The sequence below is a fragment of the Paraburkholderia strydomiana genome (genome assembly GCF_046030495.1).
Classification (GTDB): Bacteria; Pseudomonadota; Gammaproteobacteria; order Burkholderiales; family Burkholderiaceae; genus Paraburkholderia; species Paraburkholderia strydomiana_A.
In genome coordinates this window covers 38669-60428 of the sequence record NZ_JAQQCJ010000009.1, presented here as the reverse complement: position 1 = coordinate 60428, position 21760 = coordinate 38669, and the positions used below count along the sequence as shown (strand labels likewise).

At 64.8% G+C, this 21760-nt stretch carries 18 protein-coding genes; 6 read left to right on the top strand and 12 right to left on the bottom strand.

Annotated features, from left to right (window positions below; translation table 11 throughout):
- Positions 1-49 precede the first annotated feature (49 nt).
- The 4 genes from tal to PQQ53_RS13935 all read right to left on the bottom strand — a co-directional run bounded on the left by tal (position 50) and on the right by PQQ53_RS13935 (position 4655).
- Positions 50-1003, bottom strand: a complete 954-nt coding sequence (gene tal / locus PQQ53_RS13950) for a transaldolase (RefSeq protein ID WP_408324500.1) — start codon at positions 1001-1003, stop codon at positions 50-52.
- Positions 1004-1253: 250 nt separating this feature from the next.
- Positions 1254-2474 (bottom strand): benzoate/H(+) symporter BenE family transporter, encoded by a 1221-nt coding sequence (locus tag PQQ53_RS13945; protein ID WP_408141679.1) that lies wholly within the window; start codon positions 2472-2474, stop codon positions 1254-1256.
- 62 nt (positions 2475-2536) lie between these two features.
- Positions 2537-3712: a vWA domain-containing protein gene (locus PQQ53_RS13940; protein WP_408324498.1), complete on the bottom strand. Its 1176-nt coding sequence runs from the start codon at positions 3710-3712 to the stop codon at positions 2537-2539.
- A 100-nt stretch (positions 3713-3812) separates the two neighbouring features.
- The gene (locus PQQ53_RS13935) at positions 3813-4655 is read right to left on the bottom strand and encodes an AAA family ATPase (RefSeq protein WP_408141681.1); all 843 of its coding nucleotides are present in this window, start codon (positions 4653-4655) and stop codon (positions 3813-3815) included.
- 494 nt (positions 4656-5149) lie between these two features.
- Here PQQ53_RS13935 and PQQ53_RS13930 point away from each other — a divergent pair, with 494 nt between their 5' ends.
- Both PQQ53_RS13930 and PQQ53_RS13925 read left to right on the top strand, forming a co-directional pair.
- Complete coding sequence (locus PQQ53_RS13930) at positions 5150-5518, top strand: c-type cytochrome (protein WP_168663539.1); 369 nt, start codon at positions 5150-5152, stop codon at positions 5516-5518.
- A gap of 60 nt (positions 5519-5578) precedes the next feature.
- A complete protein-coding gene (locus tag PQQ53_RS13925; protein ID WP_408153886.1) occupies positions 5579-5962 on the top strand; it encodes a c-type cytochrome in 384 nt (127 codons plus the stop codon).
- Positions 5963-6079: 117 nt separating this feature from the next.
- Here PQQ53_RS13925 and PQQ53_RS13920 read toward each other — a convergent pair whose 3' ends face one another.
- The 3 genes from PQQ53_RS13920 to rsxB form a co-directional block, all read right to left on the bottom strand.
- Entirely contained in the window at positions 6080-6514 is a 435-nt protein-coding gene (locus tag PQQ53_RS13920; protein WP_121319308.1) for a DUF1841 family protein, read from the bottom strand.
- Between the two features lie 109 nt (positions 6515-6623).
- Complete coding sequence (gene nth / locus PQQ53_RS13915; protein ID WP_408141684.1) at positions 6624-7268, bottom strand: endonuclease III; 645 nt, start codon at positions 7266-7268, stop codon at positions 6624-6626.
- Positions 7269-7288: 20 nt separating this feature from the next.
- Positions 7289-8155: an electron transport complex subunit RsxB gene (gene rsxB, locus PQQ53_RS13910; RefSeq protein WP_408324496.1), complete on the bottom strand. Its 867-nt coding sequence runs from the start codon at positions 8153-8155 to the stop codon at positions 7289-7291.
- Between the two features lie 238 nt (positions 8156-8393).
- Here rsxB and PQQ53_RS13905 point away from each other — a divergent pair, with 238 nt between their 5' ends.
- Entirely contained in the window at positions 8394-9026 is a 633-nt protein-coding gene (locus tag PQQ53_RS13905; protein WP_408141686.1) for a TetR/AcrR family transcriptional regulator, read from the top strand.
- A 156-nt stretch (positions 9027-9182) separates the two neighbouring features.
- Here the strand turns inward: PQQ53_RS13905 and PQQ53_RS13900 are convergent, their stop codons facing one another.
- Both PQQ53_RS13900 and PQQ53_RS13895 read right to left on the bottom strand, forming a co-directional pair.
- On the bottom strand, positions 9183-10460 hold the full coding sequence (locus PQQ53_RS13900) for a polyhydroxyalkanoate depolymerase (protein ID WP_408141687.1): 1278 nt from the start codon (positions 10458-10460) through the stop codon (positions 9183-9185).
- A 180-nt stretch (positions 10461-10640) separates the two neighbouring features.
- Positions 10641-12530, bottom strand: coding sequence for a glycoside hydrolase family 15 protein (locus PQQ53_RS13895; protein WP_408141688.1), 1890 nt, complete (start codon positions 12528-12530; stop codon positions 10641-10643).
- A 228-nt stretch (positions 12531-12758) separates the two neighbouring features.
- On the opposite strand from PQQ53_RS13895, the gene PQQ53_RS13890 reads away from it, so the two are divergent.
- A complete protein-coding gene (locus tag PQQ53_RS13890) occupies positions 12759-13004 on the top strand; it encodes a hypothetical protein (RefSeq protein WP_121316915.1) in 246 nt (81 codons plus the stop codon).
- 247 nt (positions 13005-13251) lie between these two features.
- On the opposite strand, the gene PQQ53_RS13885 is transcribed toward PQQ53_RS13890, so the two are convergent.
- A complete protein-coding gene (locus tag PQQ53_RS13885) occupies positions 13252-13404 on the bottom strand; it encodes a DUF3096 domain-containing protein (RefSeq protein WP_007175701.1) in 153 nt (50 codons plus the stop codon).
- A 381-nt stretch (positions 13405-13785) separates the two neighbouring features.
- Here PQQ53_RS13885 and PQQ53_RS13880 point away from each other — a divergent pair, with 381 nt between their 5' ends.
- Positions 13786-14946 (top strand): lactonase family protein, encoded by a 1161-nt coding sequence (locus tag PQQ53_RS13880; protein WP_408324494.1) that lies wholly within the window; start codon positions 13786-13788, stop codon positions 14944-14946.
- A gap of 165 nt (positions 14947-15111) precedes the next feature.
- Here the strand turns inward: PQQ53_RS13880 and PQQ53_RS13875 are convergent, their stop codons facing one another.
- Together PQQ53_RS13875 and PQQ53_RS13870 are read right to left on the bottom strand one after the other, a co-directional pair.
- Entirely contained in the window at positions 15112-19326 is a 4215-nt protein-coding gene (locus PQQ53_RS13875; RefSeq protein WP_408324492.1) for an FtsK/SpoIIIE family DNA translocase, read from the bottom strand.
- A 300-nt stretch (positions 19327-19626) separates the two neighbouring features.
- Complete coding sequence (locus PQQ53_RS13870; RefSeq protein ID WP_408141691.1) at positions 19627-20166, bottom strand: META domain-containing protein; 540 nt, start codon at positions 20164-20166, stop codon at positions 19627-19629.
- Between the two features lie 282 nt (positions 20167-20448).
- On the opposite strand from PQQ53_RS13870, the gene purT reads away from it, so the two are divergent.
- Complete coding sequence (gene purT, locus PQQ53_RS13865) at positions 20449-21663, top strand: formate-dependent phosphoribosylglycinamide formyltransferase (protein WP_408153896.1); 1215 nt, start codon at positions 20449-20451, stop codon at positions 21661-21663.
- Positions 21664-21760 lie beyond the last annotated feature (97 nt).

Sequence of the window (21760 nt, the reverse complement as noted above, 5' to 3'; positions counted from 1 at the left end):
CCTTGCAGCCGCGTCAGCCGCATGAATCACGCGGCGCGCGAAGCGAAGCTCAACGCAGCGCTTCGATCAGCTTTTCCAGCTTCACCGCGTCTGCGGCGAACGCGCGGATGCCTTCGGCGAGCTTTTCGGTCGCCATCGCCTCGTCGTTGACGAGGAAGCGGAACGACGCCTCGTCCACCGGCACGCGCTCGATGTTCGCTTCGTTGGACATGTCCGGCGACAGCTTGCGTTCCACCTTATCGGTGCTGTCCTGCAGCTTCTGCAGCAGATCCGGGCTGATGGTCAGCAGATCGCAGCCGGCCAGTTCCAGAATCTGTCCGGGCGTGCGGAAGCTCGCGCCCATGACCTCGGTCTTGTAGCCGAACTTTTTGTAGTACGCGTAAATGCGGCGCACCGATTTGACGCCCGGATCGTTGGCGCCGCCGTCTTTCGCTTCGTCCCACGCGCTGCCGGCGTTCTTCTTGTACCAGTCGTAGATGCGGCCGACGAACGGCGAGATCAGTTGCGCGCCCGCTTCGGCGCAGGCCGCGGCCTGGGCGAGCGAGAACAGCAGCGTCATGTTGCAGTGGATGCCTTCCTTCTGCAGCACTTCCGCCGCGCGGATGCCTTCCCAGGTGGAGGCCAGCTTGATCAGCACGCGTTCGCGGCCAATGCCGTGTTCCTTGTAAAGCGCGATCAGCTCGCGCCCTTTGGCGATCGAGCCCTCGACGTCGAACGACAGGCGCGCGTCGACTTCGGTCGACACGCGGCCCGGGATGATCTTGAGGATTTCGGTGCCGAAAGCGATCAGCAACTGGTCGATGATCGCGCCGACCGGCTTCGACGCGTGCGCCTTCACGGTTTTTTCGAGCAGCGGGCGGTAGTCGTCTTTCTGCACGGCCTTCAGGATCAGCGACGGATTGGTGGTCGCGTCCTGCGGCTTGTACTGGGCAAGCTGCTGGAAGTCGCCGGTATCGGCGACGACGGTGGTGTATTGCTTGAGTTGATCGAGTGCGGTTGTCATGTTCGGGCCTTCAGGGCGCGCGCGCCGTGGTTCAGGAGAAATGAGATTGCCGCCGGGCTGACAGGACGGAATCGGCGCCGGCGGCCGCGGGTCACGCTGCAGCGTCCCCGTGATGTTGCCGGGAAACGCTGCCGGATGCTTCTATTCTATGGCGGATCGCCTGATCCGGTGTTGACACTTGGCTTCGGCGATCCGTTCACGGAATTGTCGGCGATGTGGGGCCGTCGAGCCAATTCGTCACGCCGGCCCGTCACGCGCGCCGGGCGTTCAGCACCAGTTGCGTCAGCACGCCCGCCACCAACCCCCAGAACGCCGAGCCGATCGACAGCAGCGTCAGCCCCGAGGCCGTGACCATGAAGGTCACCAGCGCCGCCTCGCGCTGCTTCACGTCCTGCATCGCGTTGGTCAGGCCGCTCATGATCGAGCCGAACAGCGCGAGCGCCGCGACGGACACCACCAACGCCTTCGGCAAGGCCGCGAACAACGCGGCGATGGTCGCGCCGAAAATGCCGGCGAGAAGATAGAAAACGCCGCCCCAGACCGCGGCGGTGTAGCGCTTGTCGCGGTTTTCATGCGCTTCGGGGCCGGTGCAGATCGCCGCCGTGATCGCCGCAAGATTGATGCCGTGCGAGCCGAACGGTGCGAGCAGCAGCGACACGATGCCGGTCGTCGAAATCAGCGGCGCGGACGGCGTGGTGTAGCCGTCTGCGCGCAGCACGGCGATGCCCGGCACGTTCTGCGACGCCATCGCGACGACGAACAGCGGAATCCCGATGCTCACGCTGGCCGCCACCGAGAACGCCGGCAGCGTGAACACCGGATGCGCGAGCGCGACGTGAAAGCGGCTGAAATCGAGCAGCCCGAGCCCGCCCGCGGCGGCCGTGCCGACGATCAGCGTCGTGACGATCGCGTAGCGCGGCGCGAGCCGTTTGACGATCAGGTAGGTGAAGAACATCGTCAGTACGAGCGCGGTCTGGAACTGCGCGGCGCGAAAAATCTCGATGCCGATCTCGAACAGAATGCCCGCCAGCAAGGCGGAGGCGATGCCGGCCGGGATCTTCTTCATCAACGTGTCGAACCAGCCGGTCAAACCGACCAGCGTGAGCAGCGCCGCGCAGACGATGAACGCGCCGATCGCCTCGGCATACGCCACATGCGGCAGCGACGACACCAGCAGCGCCGCGCCGGGCGTCGACCACGCAATCACGATCGGCGCGCGAAAACGCAGCGACAGGCCGATCGTGCACACGGCCATGCCGATCGACAGCGCCCAGATCCACGACGAAATCTGCGCGTCGCTCAGATGCGCGGCCTGGCCCGCCTGGAACATCAGCACGAGCGAACTGGTGTAGCCCGTCATCATCGCGACGAAGCCGGCGACGACGGTGGAGAGCGAGGTATCGGCGAGCGGATTGAGGCGCCGGGGCGGTGTCGCGGCAGGGGGCGACTGGGGCGATGAAGAAAGGCTCATGCAGGTGCTTTTTTATAGTTGGGGGTAATCAGTGACAGCGATACGGCAGCGGTACAACCGCGTTATTTGCTCAGCATGCGCATTGCGCTCTCCAACCCGGCAAGCGTGAGCGGGTACATCCGGTGTCCGAGCACTTCGCGGATCGCGCCGACCGATTGCCGGTACGCCCACAGACCTTCCGGTTCGGGATTGAGCCACGCGTGATGCGGGAAATGATCCGCGAGACGGCGCAGCCACACCGCGCCGGCCTCGGCGTTGTTGTATTCCACCGAGCCGCCTGGCTGCAGCACTTCGTAGGGGCTCATCGTCGCGTCGCCGACGAAAATCAGCTTGTAGTCGGGCGTGAACTTGTGCAGCACGTCCCACGTTGGCATGCGTTCGGCGTGGCGGCGGCGGTTGTTCTTCCACAGGAAGTCGTACACGCAATTGTGGAAGTAATAGAACTCGAGGTGCTTGAACTCGGCTTTCGCGGCGGAGAACAGTTCTTCCGTGCGTTTGATGTGGTCGTCCATCGAGCCGCCGACGTCGAGCAGCATCAGCACCTTCACCTTGTTGTGCCGCTCCGGCACCATCTTCAGATCGAGCCAGCCGGCGTTCGCGGCGGTGCTGCGGATCGTGTCGGGCAGATCGAGCTCTTCGGCGGCGCCTTCGCGCGCGAAGCGGCGCAAACGGCGCAGCGCGACCTTGATGTTGCGCGTGCCGATTTCGACCTGGTCGTCGTAATCGCGATACGCGCGCGCTTCCCACACCTTCACCGCCGTGCGGTTGCCCGCCGCGTCGCCGCCGATGCGCACGCCCTCCGGGTTGTAGCCGCCGTTGCCGAACGGCGACGTGCCGCCCGTGCCGATCCACTTGCTGCCGCCTTCGTGGCGCTCTTTCTGTTCGTCGAACAGCTCCTTGAGGCGCTCCATCAGCTTGTCGAGCCCGCCCATCGCCTCGATCTGCGCCTTTTCCTCCGGCGACAGGTCGCGTTGCAGCTTCTTCTTCAGCCAGTCGAGCGGGACGTCGAACGCCAGTTCCGACGCTTTCGCGACGCCGTTGAAATACGCGCCGAACGCCTGATCGAACTTGTCGAAATACTGCTCGTCCTTGACCAGCGTGATGCGCGAAAGGTAGTAGAACTCGTCGAGCGACGGCGCGATCACGTTGGCTTTGAGCGCTTCGAGCAGCGTCAGATATTCCTTCACCGACACCGGCAGCCTGGCGGCGCGCAGCGAGTAGAAGAAGTCGATCAGCATGCGGTGTGCCCTCCAGCGGCGAATGGTCGATGCGACGCGTCGGGCGGCGGTGGGCCGGCATCGACCCGGCTGCCGCTCTTCGACGACGAGGCTCGCCCGATCAACGGTTGTTGCGGTTCATGAAAATCAGCCGTTCGAACAGGCTCACGTCCTGTTCGTTCTTCAGCAGCGCGCCGTGCAATGGCGGAATGATCTGCTTCTGGTCGGACGAGCGCAGCGCTTCGGGCGGAAGGTCTTCGGCGAGCAGCAGCTTGAGCCAGTCGAGCAGCTCCGAGGTGGACGGCTTCTTCTTCAGACCCGCGACGTTGCGCAGTTCGAAAAAGCTCTGCATGGCCGCGGCGAGCAGTTCCTTCCTGATGCCTGGGTAGTGCACCTCGACGATCTGCTGCATCGTGGCCGGATCGGGAAACTTGATGTAGTGGAAGAAGCAGCGGCGCAGGAACGCGTCGGGCAGCTCCTTCTCGTTGTTCGACGTGATGATCACGAGCGGGCGCTGTTTGGCGCGGATCAGCTCGTGCGTCTCGTACACGTAGAACTCCATGCGGTCGAGTTCGCGCAGCAGGTCGTTCGGGAATTCGATGTCGGCCTTGTCGATCTCGTCGATCAGCAGCACGGTTTGCTCGTCCGACTCGAACGCCTGCCACAGCACGCCCTTGACGATGTAGTTGCGGATGTCCTTGACGCGCTCGTCGCCGAGCTGCGAATCGCGCAGGCGCGACACCGCGTCGTATTCGTACAGACCCTGCTGGGCCTTGGTGGTGGACTTGATGTGCCACTGCAGCAGCGGCATGCCGAGCGCGGCGGCGACCTCTTCGGCGAGCATGGTCTTGCCCGTGCCCGGTTCGCCCTTGATCAGCAACGGGCGCTTCAGCGTCATCGCGGCGTTGACCGCGAGCTTGAGGTCGTCGGTGGCGACGTACTGCGATGAGCCTTCGAAACGCATGGCGAGATGCTCTTGATCGGGAAAAAACCCAGTATAAGTCAGAAGCCCTGTTGGCCTGAAACCGGCTCGCGTATGGTGTCAGCCGAGGTTCAGCCCGATGCGCGGGACGGCAAAACGCGTGTTGCGTGCGTGCTGCATGCGTTGCGCACGGGTGGGCCGCGTGCTCGTTTGGTGTTCGTTCGGGATCCACCCAGTGCGGCGGGCGGGTGCCTGAGCTGGGCTTGCCGGTGTTTGAGCCGGTGCCCCGGACGGCGCGGACCGTGCGCTCGGCCACCCCGTCAGGCCTTGCGCGGCGGGCGTGCCGGAGTAAAGCGGCGCCGGCCGTGGCTTTGCAGCCGGCGGGCGGGCCGCTGGCCCCGCGCGGTGGACGTTCTGCGCGGCGTCGCGGTACAATTAGCCCGATTTTTTTGGCCTGCGTGGCTACCCTATAAGAAGAACGGCGCGGGCCGTTGCCTTTTTTGGGCGCCCGTTCCCCTCATGCCAGGTTACATGCTATGAATAAATTCGTCGGCAAACACGTCGTGATCGCAGCGCTGTCGGTGCTCACGGGCTATGCGGTCAGCGCCCAGGCAGCGGATGTGGTTGGTAACGCGAAGGCGGGGCGGGCCAAGGTCGCGATGTGTATCGGCTGCCACGGCATCCCCGAATACCGTACGGCTTATCCCGAGGTCTACCGTGTGCCGATGCTCGGCGGCCAGAATCAGGCATACCTCGAAAACGCGTTGCGTGGCTACAAGAAGGGCGACCGCCATTTCGACACGATGCACGCCATTGCCGTCTCGTTGTCGGATCAGGACATTGCCGACATCGCCGCTTACTACGCGGCGCAAAATGCCTCTTCGAAAAACAATCCCGACAAGTGATCGGCCGCGGCCGTCCATTCAGTCACCCGGCTATCAATTATTCGCGGGATAGGAGAATTCATGATTAAGCCCCAACAGGCACTCCACACGGTGTTCAAGGCTGCTTGCGCGTCGGCGGCGGTGATCGGTCTGGCTGCAGCGAATCTCGCGCATGCCGCCGATGCAGGCAACGGCAAGGTGCTGTCCGAGAGTCACAACTGCGCGGCTTGCCACGGCGTCAATCTGAACAAGCCGGTGAGCCCGGAGTATCCGAAGCTCGCGGGCCAGCACGCCGACTACATCTACTGGGCGCTGCGCCAGTACCAGATGGGCGTGGGCAATCCGCATCTCGGCCGCAACAACGCGATCATGCAGGCGCAGGTGCAGAGCCTGTCGCAGAGCGACATGAAAGACCTCGCGGCTTATATCGAATCGCTGGACGGCGATCTGGTGCAGAAGAAGTAAGCGGGCCGCGTCATGATTTGAGCGTCATTGCCGCGCTGCTTTTCGGATTCGAACGACACCCCGCTTTGGCGGGGTGTTTTGTTTTGGGCGGCGGCGCGGCCGGCGCTCAGTCCGACCTCAGTCGCGCGTCGCGCGCCGCTCGATGCGCTGCAGATAGGCGTCCGTATCCGGCGGCGTGCCGGTGCGCTGCGCTTCCCAGATGGTTTCGCCGAGGCACTCCATGATCGCGTGCTGCGCGTCGTGAGTCGAGCCGAGGCGCGACGCGAGCCGCTCGTGCGCCGCGCGAATGCCCGGCGGCTGGTCGATCGACAACTGTTCGCTGATCGCGAGATGCATCGACAGATGCAGGAATGGATTGGTCTGGCCGCGTTCGGGCGAGTAATCCTGCGCCTGGGCGGCGCCGCTATCGCTGAGGTCCGCGTGATATTCGGGATGCTCGACGATCCAGTCGGCGGCGATCGCTTCCAGCGGCGTCAGAATCTCGCCTTGACGCTGCTTGCGCCAGGTGTCGGTGAAAAAGAGGCGGACTTCATCGCGGCTGGGATTGAACATCGTGGAACCGGTGCGTTTGAGTGGGCGCGCGCGAGACAAGCGCGCAGGCCGGTATTTTACGCCGCGGCGGCGCGCGCTGCTGGCGGCGCGCCGCGCCTCGCGAGGCGGCTCAGAGATCCGGCGGCGGCGTTTTCGGACGGAACTCGCAAAGCGGCTCGATCACGCAATGCCAGCATTCGGGGCGACGCGCCTTGCAGACATAACGGCCATGCAGGATCAGCCAGTGGTGCGCATCCTGTCTGAACTCGGCGGGCGTGAATTTCTCCAGCGCCGCTTCGACCGCGCGGACGTCCTTGCCGGGCGCGAGCCCGGTTCGATTGGCAACCCGAAAGATGTGCGTATCGACCGCGATGGTCGGATGGCCGAACGCGGTGTTCAGAATCACGTTGGCAGTTTTGCGGCCCACGCCCGGCAGACTTTCGAGCGCTTCACGGTCCTCCGGCACTTCGCCGCCGTACTGATCGAGCAGAATGCGGCAGGTCGCGATGACGTTCTTCGCCTTGGTCCGGTACAGCCCGATCGTCTTGATGTAGCCGGTCACGCCTTCCTCGCCGAGATCGAACACCTGCTGCGGCGTGTTCGCGACCGGGAACATCTTGCGCATCGCCTTGTTGACCGACACGTCCGTGGCCTGCGCCGACAACAGCACGGCAATCAGCAGCTCGAACGGTGAAGTGTACTCAAGCTCGGTCGTTGGATGGGGGTTGAGACTCTGTAGCGTTTCGTAGATGGCGCGGCGTTTGTTCGCGTTCATGCGGAGCGTGGCGGGTGCGTTTAGCGCGGGTTGGACGGCGTGTCGGCGTCGGTGTCGTCGTCGGCGGCGTCGGCGAGGCCGAGACGGCGGCGGCGCGCTTCGGCGGCGTCGATCTGCGCCTGCACGTCGGCGCTAACGTGTTCGGTGTTCAACGGGTCTTGGCCTTTGGCAGCCAGTTCTTCTTTCTTCTTGCGAGCGCGCTCGAGCGCGGCCTGGATGATCGCGCGTTTCTTCGCTTCGGCGTCGTCCACGTTGGGGGCCACTGGCGCTGTAGCGGTACCGGCTTGCGTTGTTTGAGTCGCTTGCGTCACGTCCGGAGTGAGCGCCGTGCCCGCGCCGCCGGCGCGGCGCGCAGCAGCACGCGCTTCGGCGGCTTCGCGCTCACGCGTGAGACGGGCTTCGCGCCGGTTGTGACGCGCGCGCGCGGCGTCGGCCTGGCTCTGGGTCCATGCGTTCCAGCCGGTCGCCTCGCCGGTGACGGACGGCATCGCAATGCAGTCGACCGGGCACGGTGGCACGCACAGATCGCAGCCGGTACAGAGTTCGGCAATCACGGTGTGCATCTGTTTCGGTGCGCCAACTATCGCGTCGACCGGACAAGCCTGCATGCACAGCGTGCAGCCGATGCAAACCTGTTCGTCGATAACCGCCAACGGACGCGCGCGTTCGACTCCGTTGGCGGAATTGAGCGGAATCACCGGCCTGCCGAGCAACGCGGCGAGGCGTGCGATACCCTCGGCGCCGCCGGGAGGACACTGGTTGTAATTGGCGTCGCCGTTCGCAACGGCTTCGGCATAGGGACGACATGCGGGATATCCGCACTTCGTGCATTGCGTTTGGGGCAGCAGATCTTCTATGCGATCCGCAAGTATTTTAATGTCTGTCACGGTCACGACGGGGGGCTTGCCTTGCTGCCGCATAGCTTGAACTAAATAGCACATTATCGCCGATTTCCCCAATTGCCATTCGCAATCCATGTGCCATAATCGAAGCGCTTTTTCGAAAGACCGCAGAAAAGGGTGTGTTCCCCAACCATGGCGCGCCCGTTCAACGCTGTCGGTGCAAGGCCCGAGGAGAGGCCGGCGGCGCGATCCGGATAACGCGGCTCACGAAGACGATGCCACCATGAATCAGCCGAAAATCAAAAGAGATCCTGAAGGCACGCGGCGCCGCATTCTGCTTGCGGCGGCCGAAGAGTTTGCAAATGGTGGGCTATTCGGCGCACGCGTCGATCAGATCGCCCGCCGCGCGGAAACGAATGAACGCATGCTCTATTACTACTTCGGTAGCAAGGAGCAGCTTTTCACCGCGGTACTCGAGCACGCGTTCAGTGCGCTCAACGAAGCGGAACGCACACTCGAACTGAACGGCGTCGCGCCGGTCGAGGCCGTGACGCGTCTCGCGCATTTCGTGTGGGATTACTACCGCGATCATCCCGAGTTGCTGCGTCTGGTCAACAACGAGAATCTGCATGAAGCGCGCTACATGCAGAAGTCGACGCGTATCCGCGAAATGATCTCGCCGATCGTCGCGACGCTCGGCGGCATTCTCGAACGCGGGCAGCGTGCGGGGCTGTTTCGCGCCAACATCGATCCGCTGCGCTTTTACGTGACGCTGTCGGGCATGGGCTATTACATCGTGTCGAACCGCTTCACGCTCGAAGCGACGCTCGGCCGCGATTTCAACAGCGCCAGCGAACGCAGTGAAGTGGTTCAGATGAACACCGAGTTGCTGCTCGCGTATCTGTTGCGCAAGTAGGCGCGCAAGTAGGCGCGCACGCGACGTGACGCGCCGTCGCGCGCGTTGGGCGAGGCACAAGCACGCCGTCGCACACCCTATGGCAAAGCGGCATCGCAAACGAAAACGGCCTCCGAAGAGGCCGTCGTTTTTGCCGGATGCCGCGTGCGGATTCGCTCAGGCTTCGACTTTTTCCTTCGCCACTTTCGGCGCCTTGTTGTGCTCGAGGATGAAGTCGCGCAACTGCGGATAAATAATCGTGCGCCAGCGCCGGCCCGAGAAAATGCCGTAATGGCCGCATTTTTCCGCGGTGAAGTGGCGCTTGTCACTCTCCGGAATGCCGGTGCACAGTTCGTGCGCGGCATAGGTCTGACCGTCGCCGGAGATGTCGTCCAGTTCGCCTTCGATGGTGAATAGCGCGGTCTTCGAGATGTCCTGCGGCTTCACCCGCTCGCCGGCGATGTCCCACGTGCCTTCGGCAAGACGGAATTCCTGGAACACCACGCGGATCGTGTCGAGGTAATAGTCCGCGTCCATGTCGAGCACGGCGTTGTACTCGTCGTAGAAGCGGCGATGCGCTTCCGCGTCGTCTTCGTCGCCGCGCAGCAGGCTCTGGTAGAAGTCCCAGTGCGAGGCCGCGTGACGTTCCGGATTCATGGCGACAAAGCCGGTGTGCTGCAGGAAGCCCGGGTAAACCTTACGGCCCACACCCGGATAGTTCGGCGGCACCGTGAAAATCACGTTGTTCTCGAACCACTCGTACGAGTGCTGGGTGGCGAGCGAATTGACCGAGGTCGGGCTCTTACGCGCGTCGATCGGGCCGCCCATCATCGTCATGGTGCGCGGCGTGTCTTCGCCGCGGCTCGCCAGCAGCGAAATGGCCGCGAGCACAGGCACCGTAGGCTGGCACACCGAGATCACATGCAGATTCTTCGCGCCGATGTGACGGATGAATTCCTGGATGTAGGCGACGTAGTCGTTCAGACCGAACTCGCCGGCTTCGAGCGGCACCATGCGCGCGTCGATCCAGTCGGTCAGGTACACCTTGTGGTCTTGCAGCAACGTCCGCACGGTATCGCGCAGCAGCGTAGCGTGGTGTCCCGACAACGGTGCGCAGACCAGCACGACCGGTTCGTCCTTCAACTGCGTGACGGCGTCGCTGTCGTCGGCGAAACGCTTGAAGCGCATCAGGCGGCAGAACGGCTTCTCGACGATGATCTGCTCGATGATCGGGATGTTGTGACCATCTTTGACAATCTGGTGAAGATTGAACTCGGGCTTTTCGTAATCTTTACCCAGCCGGTACAGTAGTTCGTAGCCGGCCGACAGACGGGTTGCGCCCGGCACGTAGGCCAGTGGACTGGCAGGATTCGCGAACGATTTCGACGCGGCCTGGGCCCAGGCGGTAAGGGGGCTCAACATCGCCCGTTGGAATTCGTGCAGTTGATAGAGCATGGGTGCTCCGTTTTAAGCGGTTCGCATGGGGCTTCGCAAACACGCGTAAGGCGTTGCGGCGGGCCGTTTTGATTGTTGGCGCATTGATTTTCGGCCGACAGGTTGATCGATCATATCGAACAAAGTGCATTTGTGCAATGCAGCAATCTGCGCGCGGGTAGCACGCAAACTGTCATTAAATCATGCTACTGGCGATGTTGCCGCGCCGCTATCGGGGGTTGCCTCAGCCTTCAGTTTTCCGGAGCGGCCGCCGTTATGGCCCGGATGCCCGGTTGCCTGGGCCATTTCCTGTTCGTGCTTCATCAGGTTCAGGCCCGTGTGCACCAGCGCCACGTGCGAAAACGCCTGCGGGAAATTGCCGACCAGGCGCTTTACCGCCGGATCGTACTCTTCGGCGAGGAGGCCCACGTCGTTGCATAGCCCAAGCAATCGTTCGTACATCGCGATGGCCTCGTCGATACGGCCTTGCAGCGCGAGGTTGTCCACCATCCAGAACGAGCACGCGAGAAACGTGCCTTCCCCGGGCGGCAGGCCGTCGTCGTATTCGGTGGTGCGGTAGCGCATCACGAAGCCGTCGTGCATCAGGTCGCGCTCGATCGCCGCCACGGTGCCCTTGATGCGCGGATCGTGCGGCGGCAGGAAGCCGAGCATCGGCAGCAGCAGCACGCTTGCGTCGAGCTGGTCGCTGCCGTAGTACTGCGAGAACGCGTCGAGCTCGGCATTCCACGCTTTCTCGCAGACCTCCGCGTGAATCTGCGCGCGGGTGGCGCGCCATTCGTCGAGCGGGCCGTCGAGCTTGAACATTTCGGCCGAGCGGATCGCGCGATCGAACGCGACCCACGCCATCACCTTCGAGAAAGTGAAATGCTGGCGGCCGCCGCGCGTTTCCCAGATGCCTTCGTCGGGCTCCTGCCAGATCGTGCCGAGGTGTTCGAGCAGCGCGCGCTGCACGTTCCATGCGGTGTCGTCCGCCTGCAGGCCGCCGACGCGCGCCAGATGCAGCGCGTTCATTACTTCGCCATACACGTCGAGCTGGCGCTGGCCGACCGCGTTGTTGCCGATGCGCACCGGCTTCGCGCCTTGATAACCGGGCAGCCAGTCGATTTCGAATTCCGGCAGCCGCCGCTCGCCGGCGATCCCGTACATGATCTGCAGCTGCTCGGGCGAGCCGGCCATCACGCGGCCGAGCCAACTGCGCCATGCGCGCGCTTCGTCGTAGTAGCCGCCGCGCATCATCGCGAGCAACGTGATGGTGGCGTCGCGCAACCAGCAGTAGCGGTAGTCCCAGTTGCGCGTGCCACCGAGCTGCTCTGGCAGCGACGTGGTGGGCGCCGCGACGATGCCGCCGGTCGGCTCGTAGGCGAGCGCCTTCAGCGTGATCAGCGAGCGGCGGATCGCGCCGGCCCAGCGTCCTTCGACGGTGCCGCGCGCCGACCATTCGAGCCAGTGATTCTCGCTGCGCGCGAGCGACGTATGCGGATCGCGCGCGGGCGGAATGCGCAGATGCGAGGCCGCGTAGGCGAGCGAGAACGGCACCCGCTCGCCTTCGCTGACGGTGAAGTCGGCAACTGTCTTCATGTCTTCGCCGCGCAGCGCGACCGGCGTGCGCAGCACCGCGTTGTCCGGTCCGACGATCGCCTTGATGCCGCTGTCGTGCTTGAGCTTGTCGACCCACGGAATGGAAAAGCCGTAGTCGAAGCGCAGCACCAGTTCCATCTTCATGCGCACGGTGCCGCGTTTGCCGACGACGATGCGCACCATCTCCGACCAGCCGTTACCCGGCGGCATGAAGTCGATCAGCGTGACGGCGCCCTCGGGCGTTTCGAAATCGGTCTCGAGGATCAGGGTTTCGCCGCGATAGCGACGCGTGATGGTCGGCGCGGCGTTCGGGTCTTCCGATACCGGCGAGATCAGCCAGCGGCCGTTCTCGGGCGTGCCGAGCAGGGCGGCGAAACAGGCGCCGGAGTCGAAGCGCGGCCAGCAGAGCCAGTCGACGGAACCTTCGCGGGAGACGAGCGCGGCCGTGTGGCCGTCGCCGATGAGCGCATAGTCTTCGATGTTTGCGGGCATAGGGGAGCGTGTCGGTGATGACGCACGGCGAGGCCGTCGCGCTGGGTCATGGTTACTACCGGACCCGCGCGATGCGCATTGGTTCATCACGCAATGCGGCAAAACGCGGGTTGGTAATTGTCAAATCAGTGCCTACAATCGGATTTCGAGCCGAGCCCGGAGCCCGACCGGGCAGCGAGTCGGCCTTGCCCATGGCGCACGCAGGCGCCGTTTCCGAGGACGAAAGCCATGCTGAACCCGACGAAAACCGATTGCATCACGATACTCTCGGCCGCCAGCCAACTCGCCGGCGATTCGATGTTGCCGCTCGATCATGGCCGGCTGGGGCTGAGCCGCAACGGCATGCTGGCCGCTGCCGCGTTTCTGGTCGAACGGGCCTGCTTCCGGCGCTATCAGGAAGGTGACGGCCATTATGCCGTCGGCGCGCTGTCGTTGCAGGGACGCTTGCGGCTCGACCAGCTGTCGAACGGTTGACGCTCGGCGACGGGGCGCGTAAGCCGCGAGGCCGATGAGTGAGGCGGCGCTCCATGCGTCCGGTTTGATGACCTGCTAATCCGCTTGCGCAAAGCTGCATCGTGATGCGATGCAGCTTCGTTTCTGCCGCCGCATTTCCCACGTTTCTGTTCCGTGTCACGCGCGCGCTTTGCCGCGCCTTCCTTGCGCATTGACGATGTGCGGCCGGGCCGGCCCTGCGCCCGGCCGCACGTCGATTGCCGCCAACTCAGAAGTGCGACGACCCCACACCGAAGATCCCAATGATGCCGATGATGATCAGATAGAGCGCGACGATGTAGTTCAACAGGCGCGGCATGACGAGAATCAGAATGCCGGCGATCAACGAAACGAGCGGGCCCAGGCTGAGTGTGACGTTCATGAAGACTCCGTAGTGTGAAACGCGTAAGACGCGATTGAAGAAACGTCCCGCGACGCGGGACAATGGCTGCCGATGCGTGCCGGCAGCCGGATTCGCTGCATGATCCGACCCAACGCTTTTATACTTGCCTCGATAAGAACAACGCTCGACTCGCCGCGCGGCAGACCAGCGACATCATTACAACCGCTTCGATCCAATAACCGATGTGGAGGAGGTCATATGCTTCGTCGTCGCCGGGCGGCCGTGCGTGCCATTTCGAGTCCCGCTTCATCTGCTTTCCCGCCTTCCGTTTCGCCTGCCGCCGCTGCTTGCGGGGCGGGACACTCCGGGCGGCCTGCGCCTCTACGCGCCGCCCGCTCGATAATAAAAGGTTTCGTGCTCATGGTCTCGATTGTTGCGTCGCACGCGTATGCGCAAGATTCCGGCCCGGTCCCCGCGGACGGCGTCTACAACATGCTGGTCGGCACCTACACCAGCGGCAAGAGCGAGGGGATCTACGTCTATCGCTTCGACACGAAGACAGGTGCGGCCACGCGCGTGTCGGTGGCGCAGACGGTCAATCCTTCGTTCCTCGTGGTGAGCCGTGACCGCCGCTTCGTCTATGCGGTCAACGAATTGCCCGGTGACGATGGCCCGGCCACGCAGCGCGGCGGTGTCAGCGCATTTCGCTTTGACGCCGCACAGGGGCAACTGACGTTCCTCAACAAGGTGTCGTCGGATGGCAATGATCCGTGCTATCTGAGTTTGTCGCCGGATGAGAAGTATCTGCTGAGCGCGAACTACTCGGTGGCGGCCGACCCCGGCGGCAGCTTCGCGGTGTTTCCGGTTGAGGGCGATGGCCGGCTCGGCGCGTCGGTGCTCACCGTGCATCACGAGGGCGGCGGTCCGGTGAAGGGGCGGCAGGACAACTCGCACGTTCACTCCACCGTGTTTTCGCCGGATGGGCGCTATCTCTTCGCGCAGGACCTCGGCGCCGACAAGCTCTACGCGTATCGCTACACGCCGGGCGACAGTCACGGCCCGGTCACGCCGACCGATTGGGGCTATACCCAGCAGAAGGCGGGCACGGGTCCGCGTCATCTGATCTTCGGCGCCAACGGCAAGCATGCGTACCTGACGAGCGAGCTGAACGCCTCGGTCAGCACGTTCGACTACGCCGACGGCAAGCTCAAGCTGGTGCAAACGCTTCCTCTGACGCAGCCAGGCTTCAAGGGCGCGGTCGGTGGGGCGGCGATCCATCTGTCGCCGGACGGACGCTTCGTGTACGCGTCCAATCGCGGCGACGCGAACGAGATCGTGATCTTTTCGGTCGATCCAGCCAACGGGCATCTGAAGAAGATCGGGCATCAATCGAGTCTCGGCAAGTCGCCGCGTGAGTTCGCGATCGATCCGACCGGCAACTGGCTGATCGTTGGCAATCAGAACAGCGATACGGTGTACGTGTTCAAGCGCGATCGTCAAACCGGTTTACTCGATCCGACGCCGAAGCAGCACTTCGAACTCGGCGCGCCGGTGGACTTCAAGCTGGTGTCGCCGTCGTGAAAGGACGGTGTCGTGCTTGATTCGAACGTGTGGGTGGAATGAAAAACGGGCCGCTTCGAGCGGCCCGTTTTTTTGCCTTGCGGCCGGCTCGGCAACTCGCCTTGCAACCGTCGACAGCCGATCAGCCATCCCTTGCAAGCCGCCGAGCGACAACCCACCGGGCCGCTATTCCGCCGGCCCCGGCGCGAGCACTTCGCGGCTGCCGTTGATGCTCATCGCCGACACGAGTCCCGCCGTCTCCATCTGCTCGACGAGGCGTGCCGCGCGGTTATAGCCGATGCGCAACTGCCGCTGCACCGACGAAATCGACGCGCGCCGCGTGCGCACCACGAACGCTACGGCTTCGTCATAGAGCGGATCGGCTTCCGCATCCGGCGATTCGCCGAACAGGTCCTGCGCCGCGCCGCCATCGGTAGCCGGGCCATCGAGAATGCCTTCCTCGTATTGCGGCTCGCCGAACTGCTTCAGATACTCGACGATCCGATGCACTTCCTCGTCGGCGACGAAAGCGCCGTGCACGCGTTGCGGATAGCCCGTACCCGGCGGCAGGAACAGCATGTCGCCCTGGCCGAGCAGCGACTCCGCGCCCATCTGATCGAGAATCGTGCGCGAGTCGATCTTCGACGACACCTGGAACGCGACGCGCGTCGGAATGTTCGCCTTGATGAGCCCGGTGATCACGTCGACCGAGGGCCGCTGAGTCGCCAGAATCAGGTGGATGCCGGCGGCGCGCGCCTTCTGCGCGAGCCGCGCGATCAGCTCTTCGATCTTCTTGCCCGCGACCATCATCAGGTCGGCCAACTCGTCGATCACCACCACGATCAGCGGCAGCGGCGCAAGCGGCTCGGGCGCTTCGGGCGTCAGCGAGAACGGGTTGCCGAGCTTCTTGCCCTTCACCTCGGTGTCACGGATCTTCTGGTTGAAGCCCGCGAGATTGCGCACGCCGACCGCGGACATCAGCCGGTAGCGCTTCTCCATTTCGCCGACGCACCAGTTCAGCGCATTGGCCGCGAGCTTCATGTCGGTGACGACCGGCGCGAGCAGGTGCGGGATGCCTTCGTACACCGACAGCTCCAGCATCTTCGGATCGATCATGATGAGGCGCACTTCCTCGGGCGTCGCCTTGTAGAGCAGCGAGCAGATCATCGCGTTGATCGCGACTGACTTGCCCGAACCGGTCGTGCCCGCGACCAGCATGTGCGGCGCCTTCGCCAGATCGGCGACGACCGGGTGACCGGTGATGTCCTTGCCCATCGCGAGCGTGAGTTGCGAGTGCGAGTTCTGGTAGACGCTTGCCTCGAGGATTTCGGACAGGCGGATCGTCTGGCGCTTCGCGTTTGGCAATTCGAGGCCCATGCAGGTCTTGCCGGGAATCGTTTCGACCACGCGGATGGAGGTGAGGCCGAGACCGCGCGACAGGTCTTTCATCAGGCCGACGATCTGACTGCCGCGCACGCCGAGCGCGGGCTCGACTTCGAAGCGGGTGATGACCGGACCCGCCGACGCGCCGACCACGGTGACCGGCACTTTGAATTCCTGCAGACGCTGCTCGATCAGCAGGCCGGTTTCGATGAGCTTTTCCTCGGAAACCGGTTCGACGTCGGTGTCGGCGCGCTCCAGCAGATCGAGCGTGGGCAGCTCGACCATCGATGCAGCGGGCGCGTGGAATTCGAAGCCGTTGGCCGGGGCGTGGCCGCGCAGCGGGGGGCGCTGGACGGCGGGCTCCGGGGACGGAGATGCCGATGGTGCGAACGTCACTGACGCGACGGGCGGTTCGGTCGTGCGGGCGGCGATAGCGGACTCTTCGGTGCCGTCCGCTTCTTCAATACCGATGGCAGGTGCCGACGATGCGGCCTGAGCCGCGAAACCCGGGAAGCGAACCACGTTCGACGCTTGCGGCTCGAGGCTTGGCGACGCGGCTGAAGAGGGGGTGTTCGCTGTGACGTTCGCTGCGGTGCTTGCCGCTGTTGCCGGTGCGAAAGTGCTCCCCGCTTCCGCTTCGTTTCGCAGGGCAGGGACGTGTGCCGTTTCTGGTTGGCTCAGTGTTGCTGCTTCGTTTGCATTCGCGCTTGCGACGTGCGTCGACGGGGTCTCGTGAGATGTCGATGCGTTTTCTGCTGGAACGCTGCTGCGGCTGACCGGCGGCGCGATCGATACCGTCGTGTCGTGCTGGGTCGCGATGACGTCGGCCTTGGTTTCCCAAGGCGCAAGCGTCTTATCGGCAAAGACTTCTGCGGCCGGTACGGGCGGTTGCATCGTCGTTGCAGGAACGGCGGGCGATTCGACGACCGGAGCGGGTTCTTCCACACGCGCCGCGACACTTTCATTCGTGGGCGCTGCGACGCTCGGCGCGATGGTGTGCGTCGACGCTACTGTTTCGCTGACTGGTTGCGTGAGCTCGGCAATCGGGTGCGTGTGGCTGTCGATGTGAACGGTCGATTGCGCCGGGTCGTCTTCGATGGGCGATGCGTCCGGTGCTGGCTGTTCTTCGCTCGCTTCCAACTGGGCCGCGAAGATCTGGAATGGCGTGGGCGTCACTGCCGGCGTCATGCCTTGCGGGGCAACTGTGACGGATGCATGCGTAGGCGGTGCGGGTGTCGCAGATGTGAACGCAGCGGAGGGCGGCGTGGGCGCAGATGCAGCATGCGCAGATGCAGCGGGGATAGACGCAACAGGCACAAACGCCGCATCCACTTCCGCAGGCTTGTCCACTTGCGCGACAAATCCAGGCGCCGCCGTCAGCGGCGCGTGAATGATCGGCGGCTCGATTGGCCAATGCACGATGGGCTCTGCATTCGTCTCGACTGGCGCATCGACTGCGGCTTCCATCCACGGTGACTCGACGGGCGCCGCTTCAATTGGCGTTTGCTCAAATGACGGCGCAACAGGCGGCTCGACCGCAGGCTCGGCAAGCTCCGGCAAAGGCTCATCCGCACGCGCCGGCGAAGCCGTCCCAACCGCGCTGGCATGGCGTGCATCCTCACCAGGCCAGTCAACCTCGACCGACGGCCCGGCGTGCGCCGCCGGCGTCATCTTCACGCCTTCCGCGCCGCTGCTGCGCGCGAGGCTGACGCCGGCCAGATCGGTCCAGCGCGCGGCGTTTTCCGCGATGCTGCGCAGCGTTTCCTGGACGCTGGCGGGCGGCGAAACTGTCTGCGCCGCCGCCATGGGCCGCGTGTAACTTGGTGCCGTCCGAGACGTGGCCGACGTCGGCGTGACCGCGTTCGCCAGCGGGGCGGCCGGGAACGGTTGACGGGTCGCGACAGTGCTGTCGAGCGGAGCCGCTGCACGCTGCATCGCTGCCGAACGGCCCGCACCGGTTGCGGTATTCATCATCGAACCGGCCGCAGTGCTTGCGGCCGTACCTGCCGCTATGCCGTGCGCAGCTCTCGCCGACGCGCCTGCCGCGCTCGACGCGCCTGCCGCGCTCGACGCGGCAGCACCGGCCACACCCGCCGCCATCGCCGAACCCGCGCCCGAATCAACCGACGCCCCCGACCGCTGTTCGCCAGCCGAGCGCCGGCCGACCTGCAACGCGCCATCGCGAGGCACCGCGGCAGAGGCGCCTGAAATGCCAGCCGCCCCAGCTCCCACCGACACTCCCGCACGCGGCGACGCAGTCTCCCGCAACCACCCGGCAGGCGCGACCGGCTCAGCCGGCATGAACGCCGCCTTATCGGCATTCGGCGCCGACTTCTGCATCGACGCCTGCCGCGGCGCAATCGCCGCGCCCGTGCGCAGCACTGGCTCGATTTGCGTCGCCTGGCTGCGCGGCGTCACGTTACCCGCGCGCCAGCTCGACCCGGCACCGCGCGCCGCCGCATCCTTGCCGGCCGCCGCGCCGCCCGCCGCCGCGCCACGCCCGCGCGCCGGCGGCCGCCACACGGTCGGACGCGTGTAGCGTCCATTGCTTTTCGGCGCCATCGTATTCGTGGCCGGCGAAACGTGCGAAGACAAACCGTCATCGACGCTGCGATGACGGCGCGCTTCCTCGTCGCGCCTGGCCAGTCCGGGCGACAGGCCGAGACCGAACGCGCCGTCCGCCCACGCGGCGAAATCACGCCAGCGGAAGTCGATCAGCCAGGGCAGGCTGATGAGAAGCAGGGCGAGCGCCGCTAGCGGCGTGCCGATATGCCCGAGCAGATGACCGAAGCCCGCAGCGAGCGCATGGCCCAGGCCATTGAGGCCTGCCACGTCGAGCAGCGACGCCTCGAGCGTGCAACTCGCCACCATCACGCAGACGAAGCCGAGCCAAAGGCGGATCGTGCCGGGGCCGCGCAAGCCTGCGCCGCCCGGCAGCACCGACTTCACGAGGCGCCACAAAAGAGGAATGAACCAGACGGCCGACCCGCCGAACCAGCCGAAAACTACCGTGTGCATACTAGACATCAACGAATGACGGACGCGCGAAAACGCAATCCGTCGAGTTTAAACCGGCGAAGCTCGAGGCTTCGAAGGCCGACGCAAGGATGCTTGCGTCCCAAGGGAGAGCAGACCGGTGCGCGGCCTGCCATCGGCGAAAAACAACGGCTGACGGAACACCGGGCGCACCTCGCGCGAGGCGGCCCGAACGCGGGTGCAAGTGTTCGACGGTGCGTCGAGTTGCCCGGGCGCGTACCACCACTTCACGTCGCGGGCGGGCGAGCCGGTTGCCCGCTCGGGCACCCTCTGGCGCACCTTTCATTTGGTGCTGCGATCGAAGGTCAGCGTGTCGCCGTTATCGAGCGTCAACTGCATCTGCTGCGGCTCGCGCATCTGCACCCCGGTGCGCTCGATGCGCGTCAGCGCGTCGAGAAACGCACCTTCGATATTGCCGCCCGGCGACGTGCACGCCATGCGCGTGCCGGCCAGCGGACCGAAGCTGAGCTTGCCGTCCTTCAGCGCGTATGTGCCCATGAAGCGATTGCAGCCGGAAAAGCCGCTCGCGTGACGCTGGCCCTTCGAAGTGGAGAGCATCAGCGTGATCGGTCCGCCCTGATCAGTGGACGGAATCGCGCGCGCCGTGCCGTCGGCCTGCTTCCAGGCGCTCAGCACCCAGCTCGTGTCGTCGAGCAGTTGCACGGCGGCGGGATTGAATGGATCAGGCGCCGCGGCGGCCGAGTCGGGATGTTTCGGGATCGCGCAGGCGCCCAGCAGCGCGGCGACGCTCAGCGCGGCAAGAGCCGCGCGCACGGACGGGGTGAAGCGCGCAACACGTCGCGCGGAGGAGCTTTGGAGCATGGCGTCGTTCCTCTTCAAACTGGCGAAGGCGTAAGGGTAACGCACTAAGCTGGCCGCACGCGAGCGCAACGGCGTGTGAAAATTTTAGTGAGATAGCAGCGGCGCGCGGGCGCGCCATTGCCGCGTCCTTCGCGCGCGCTGCGTGCACCCCTGATGCACCTTTCGCGCACGAACAATGACAGGACAAAGCGGGCGCCGCGAGCAAGCCGCGGCGAGGGGCCCGCATGTTAACATCGTGTTCTGATCAATCCCACCCTCATCCTGACTTTTTCTGGAGACCCCATGCAGATCGGCCAACGGATCGGCACGCCCCTTTCTGAATCCGCCACGCGCGTCATGCTGCTCGGCGCCGGCGAACTCGGCAAGGAGGTGATCATCGCGCTGCAACGGCTGGGTGTCGAAGTGATCGCCGTCGACCGTTACCCGAATGCGCCGGGCCATCAGGTCGCGCATCGCTCGCACGTGATCGACATGACCGACCGCGCCGCGCTGCGCGCGCTGGTCGAGCAGGAGCGTCCACATCTGATCGTCCCCGAGATCGAGGCGATCGCCACAGACGCGCTCGCCGCGATCGAAACCGACGGTCTCGCCGAAGTCATCCCGACCGCGCGCGCCACGCAACTCACCATGAACCGCGAAGGCATTCGCCGTCTCGCCGCGGAAGAGCTCGGCTTGCCGACCTCGCCATACGCGTTCGCCGATTCGCTCGACGAACTGCGCGCCGGGATCGCCAAGGTCGGCTATCCGTGCGTCGTGAAACCCGTCATGTCGTCGTCGGGCAAGGGGCAGTCGGTGCTCAGGAGCGAGGCCGACGTCGAAGCCGCCTGGCAATACGCGATGGCGGGCGGCCGCGTGAATCACGGCCGCGTGATCGTCGAAGGCTTTATCGACTTTGAATACGAGATCACGCAGTTGACGGTGCGCGCGATCGACCCGGCGAGCGGCGAAGTCAGCACGTATTTCTGCGATCCGATCGGCCACGTGCAGGTGGCGGGCGACTACGTCGAATCGTGGCAGCCGCAGCCGATGAGCCCGCTCGCGCTTGAACGCTCGCGCGAAGTGGCGCATAAGGTGACGGCCGCGCTCGGCGGCCGGGGTCTCTTCGGCGTGGAACTTTTCGTGCGCGGCGATGATGTATGGTTCTCGGAAGTGAGTCCGCGTCCGCACGACACGGGGCTCGTCACGCTGTGCTCGCAACGCTTCTCGGAGTTCGAACTGCATGCGCGCGCGATCCTCGGCTTGCCGGTGGATACGTCGCTGCGGGCGCCGGGGGCGTCGGCGGTAATTTATGGCGGGCTGGACGAAGCCGGAATTGCTTTCGAAGGCGTCGCGGCAGCGTTGGCGGTGCCCAATGCGGACCTGCGCCTGTTCGGCAAGCCGGAGAGTTTCGTCAAGCGTCGCATGGGCGTGGCGCTCGCCACCGGCGAGAACCTCGACGAAGCACGCTCGCGCGCGAAGCAGGCCGCGGCGGCGGTGCGGCCGGTGTCGGCGAAATAAGCCCGGGTGCCGTGCGCGAAGATGCCTCACGCGTGTCGAGGTGTGCAACGCGACGCACGACACCCGCGCGGCACCACGCGCGACACCCATTTACGCG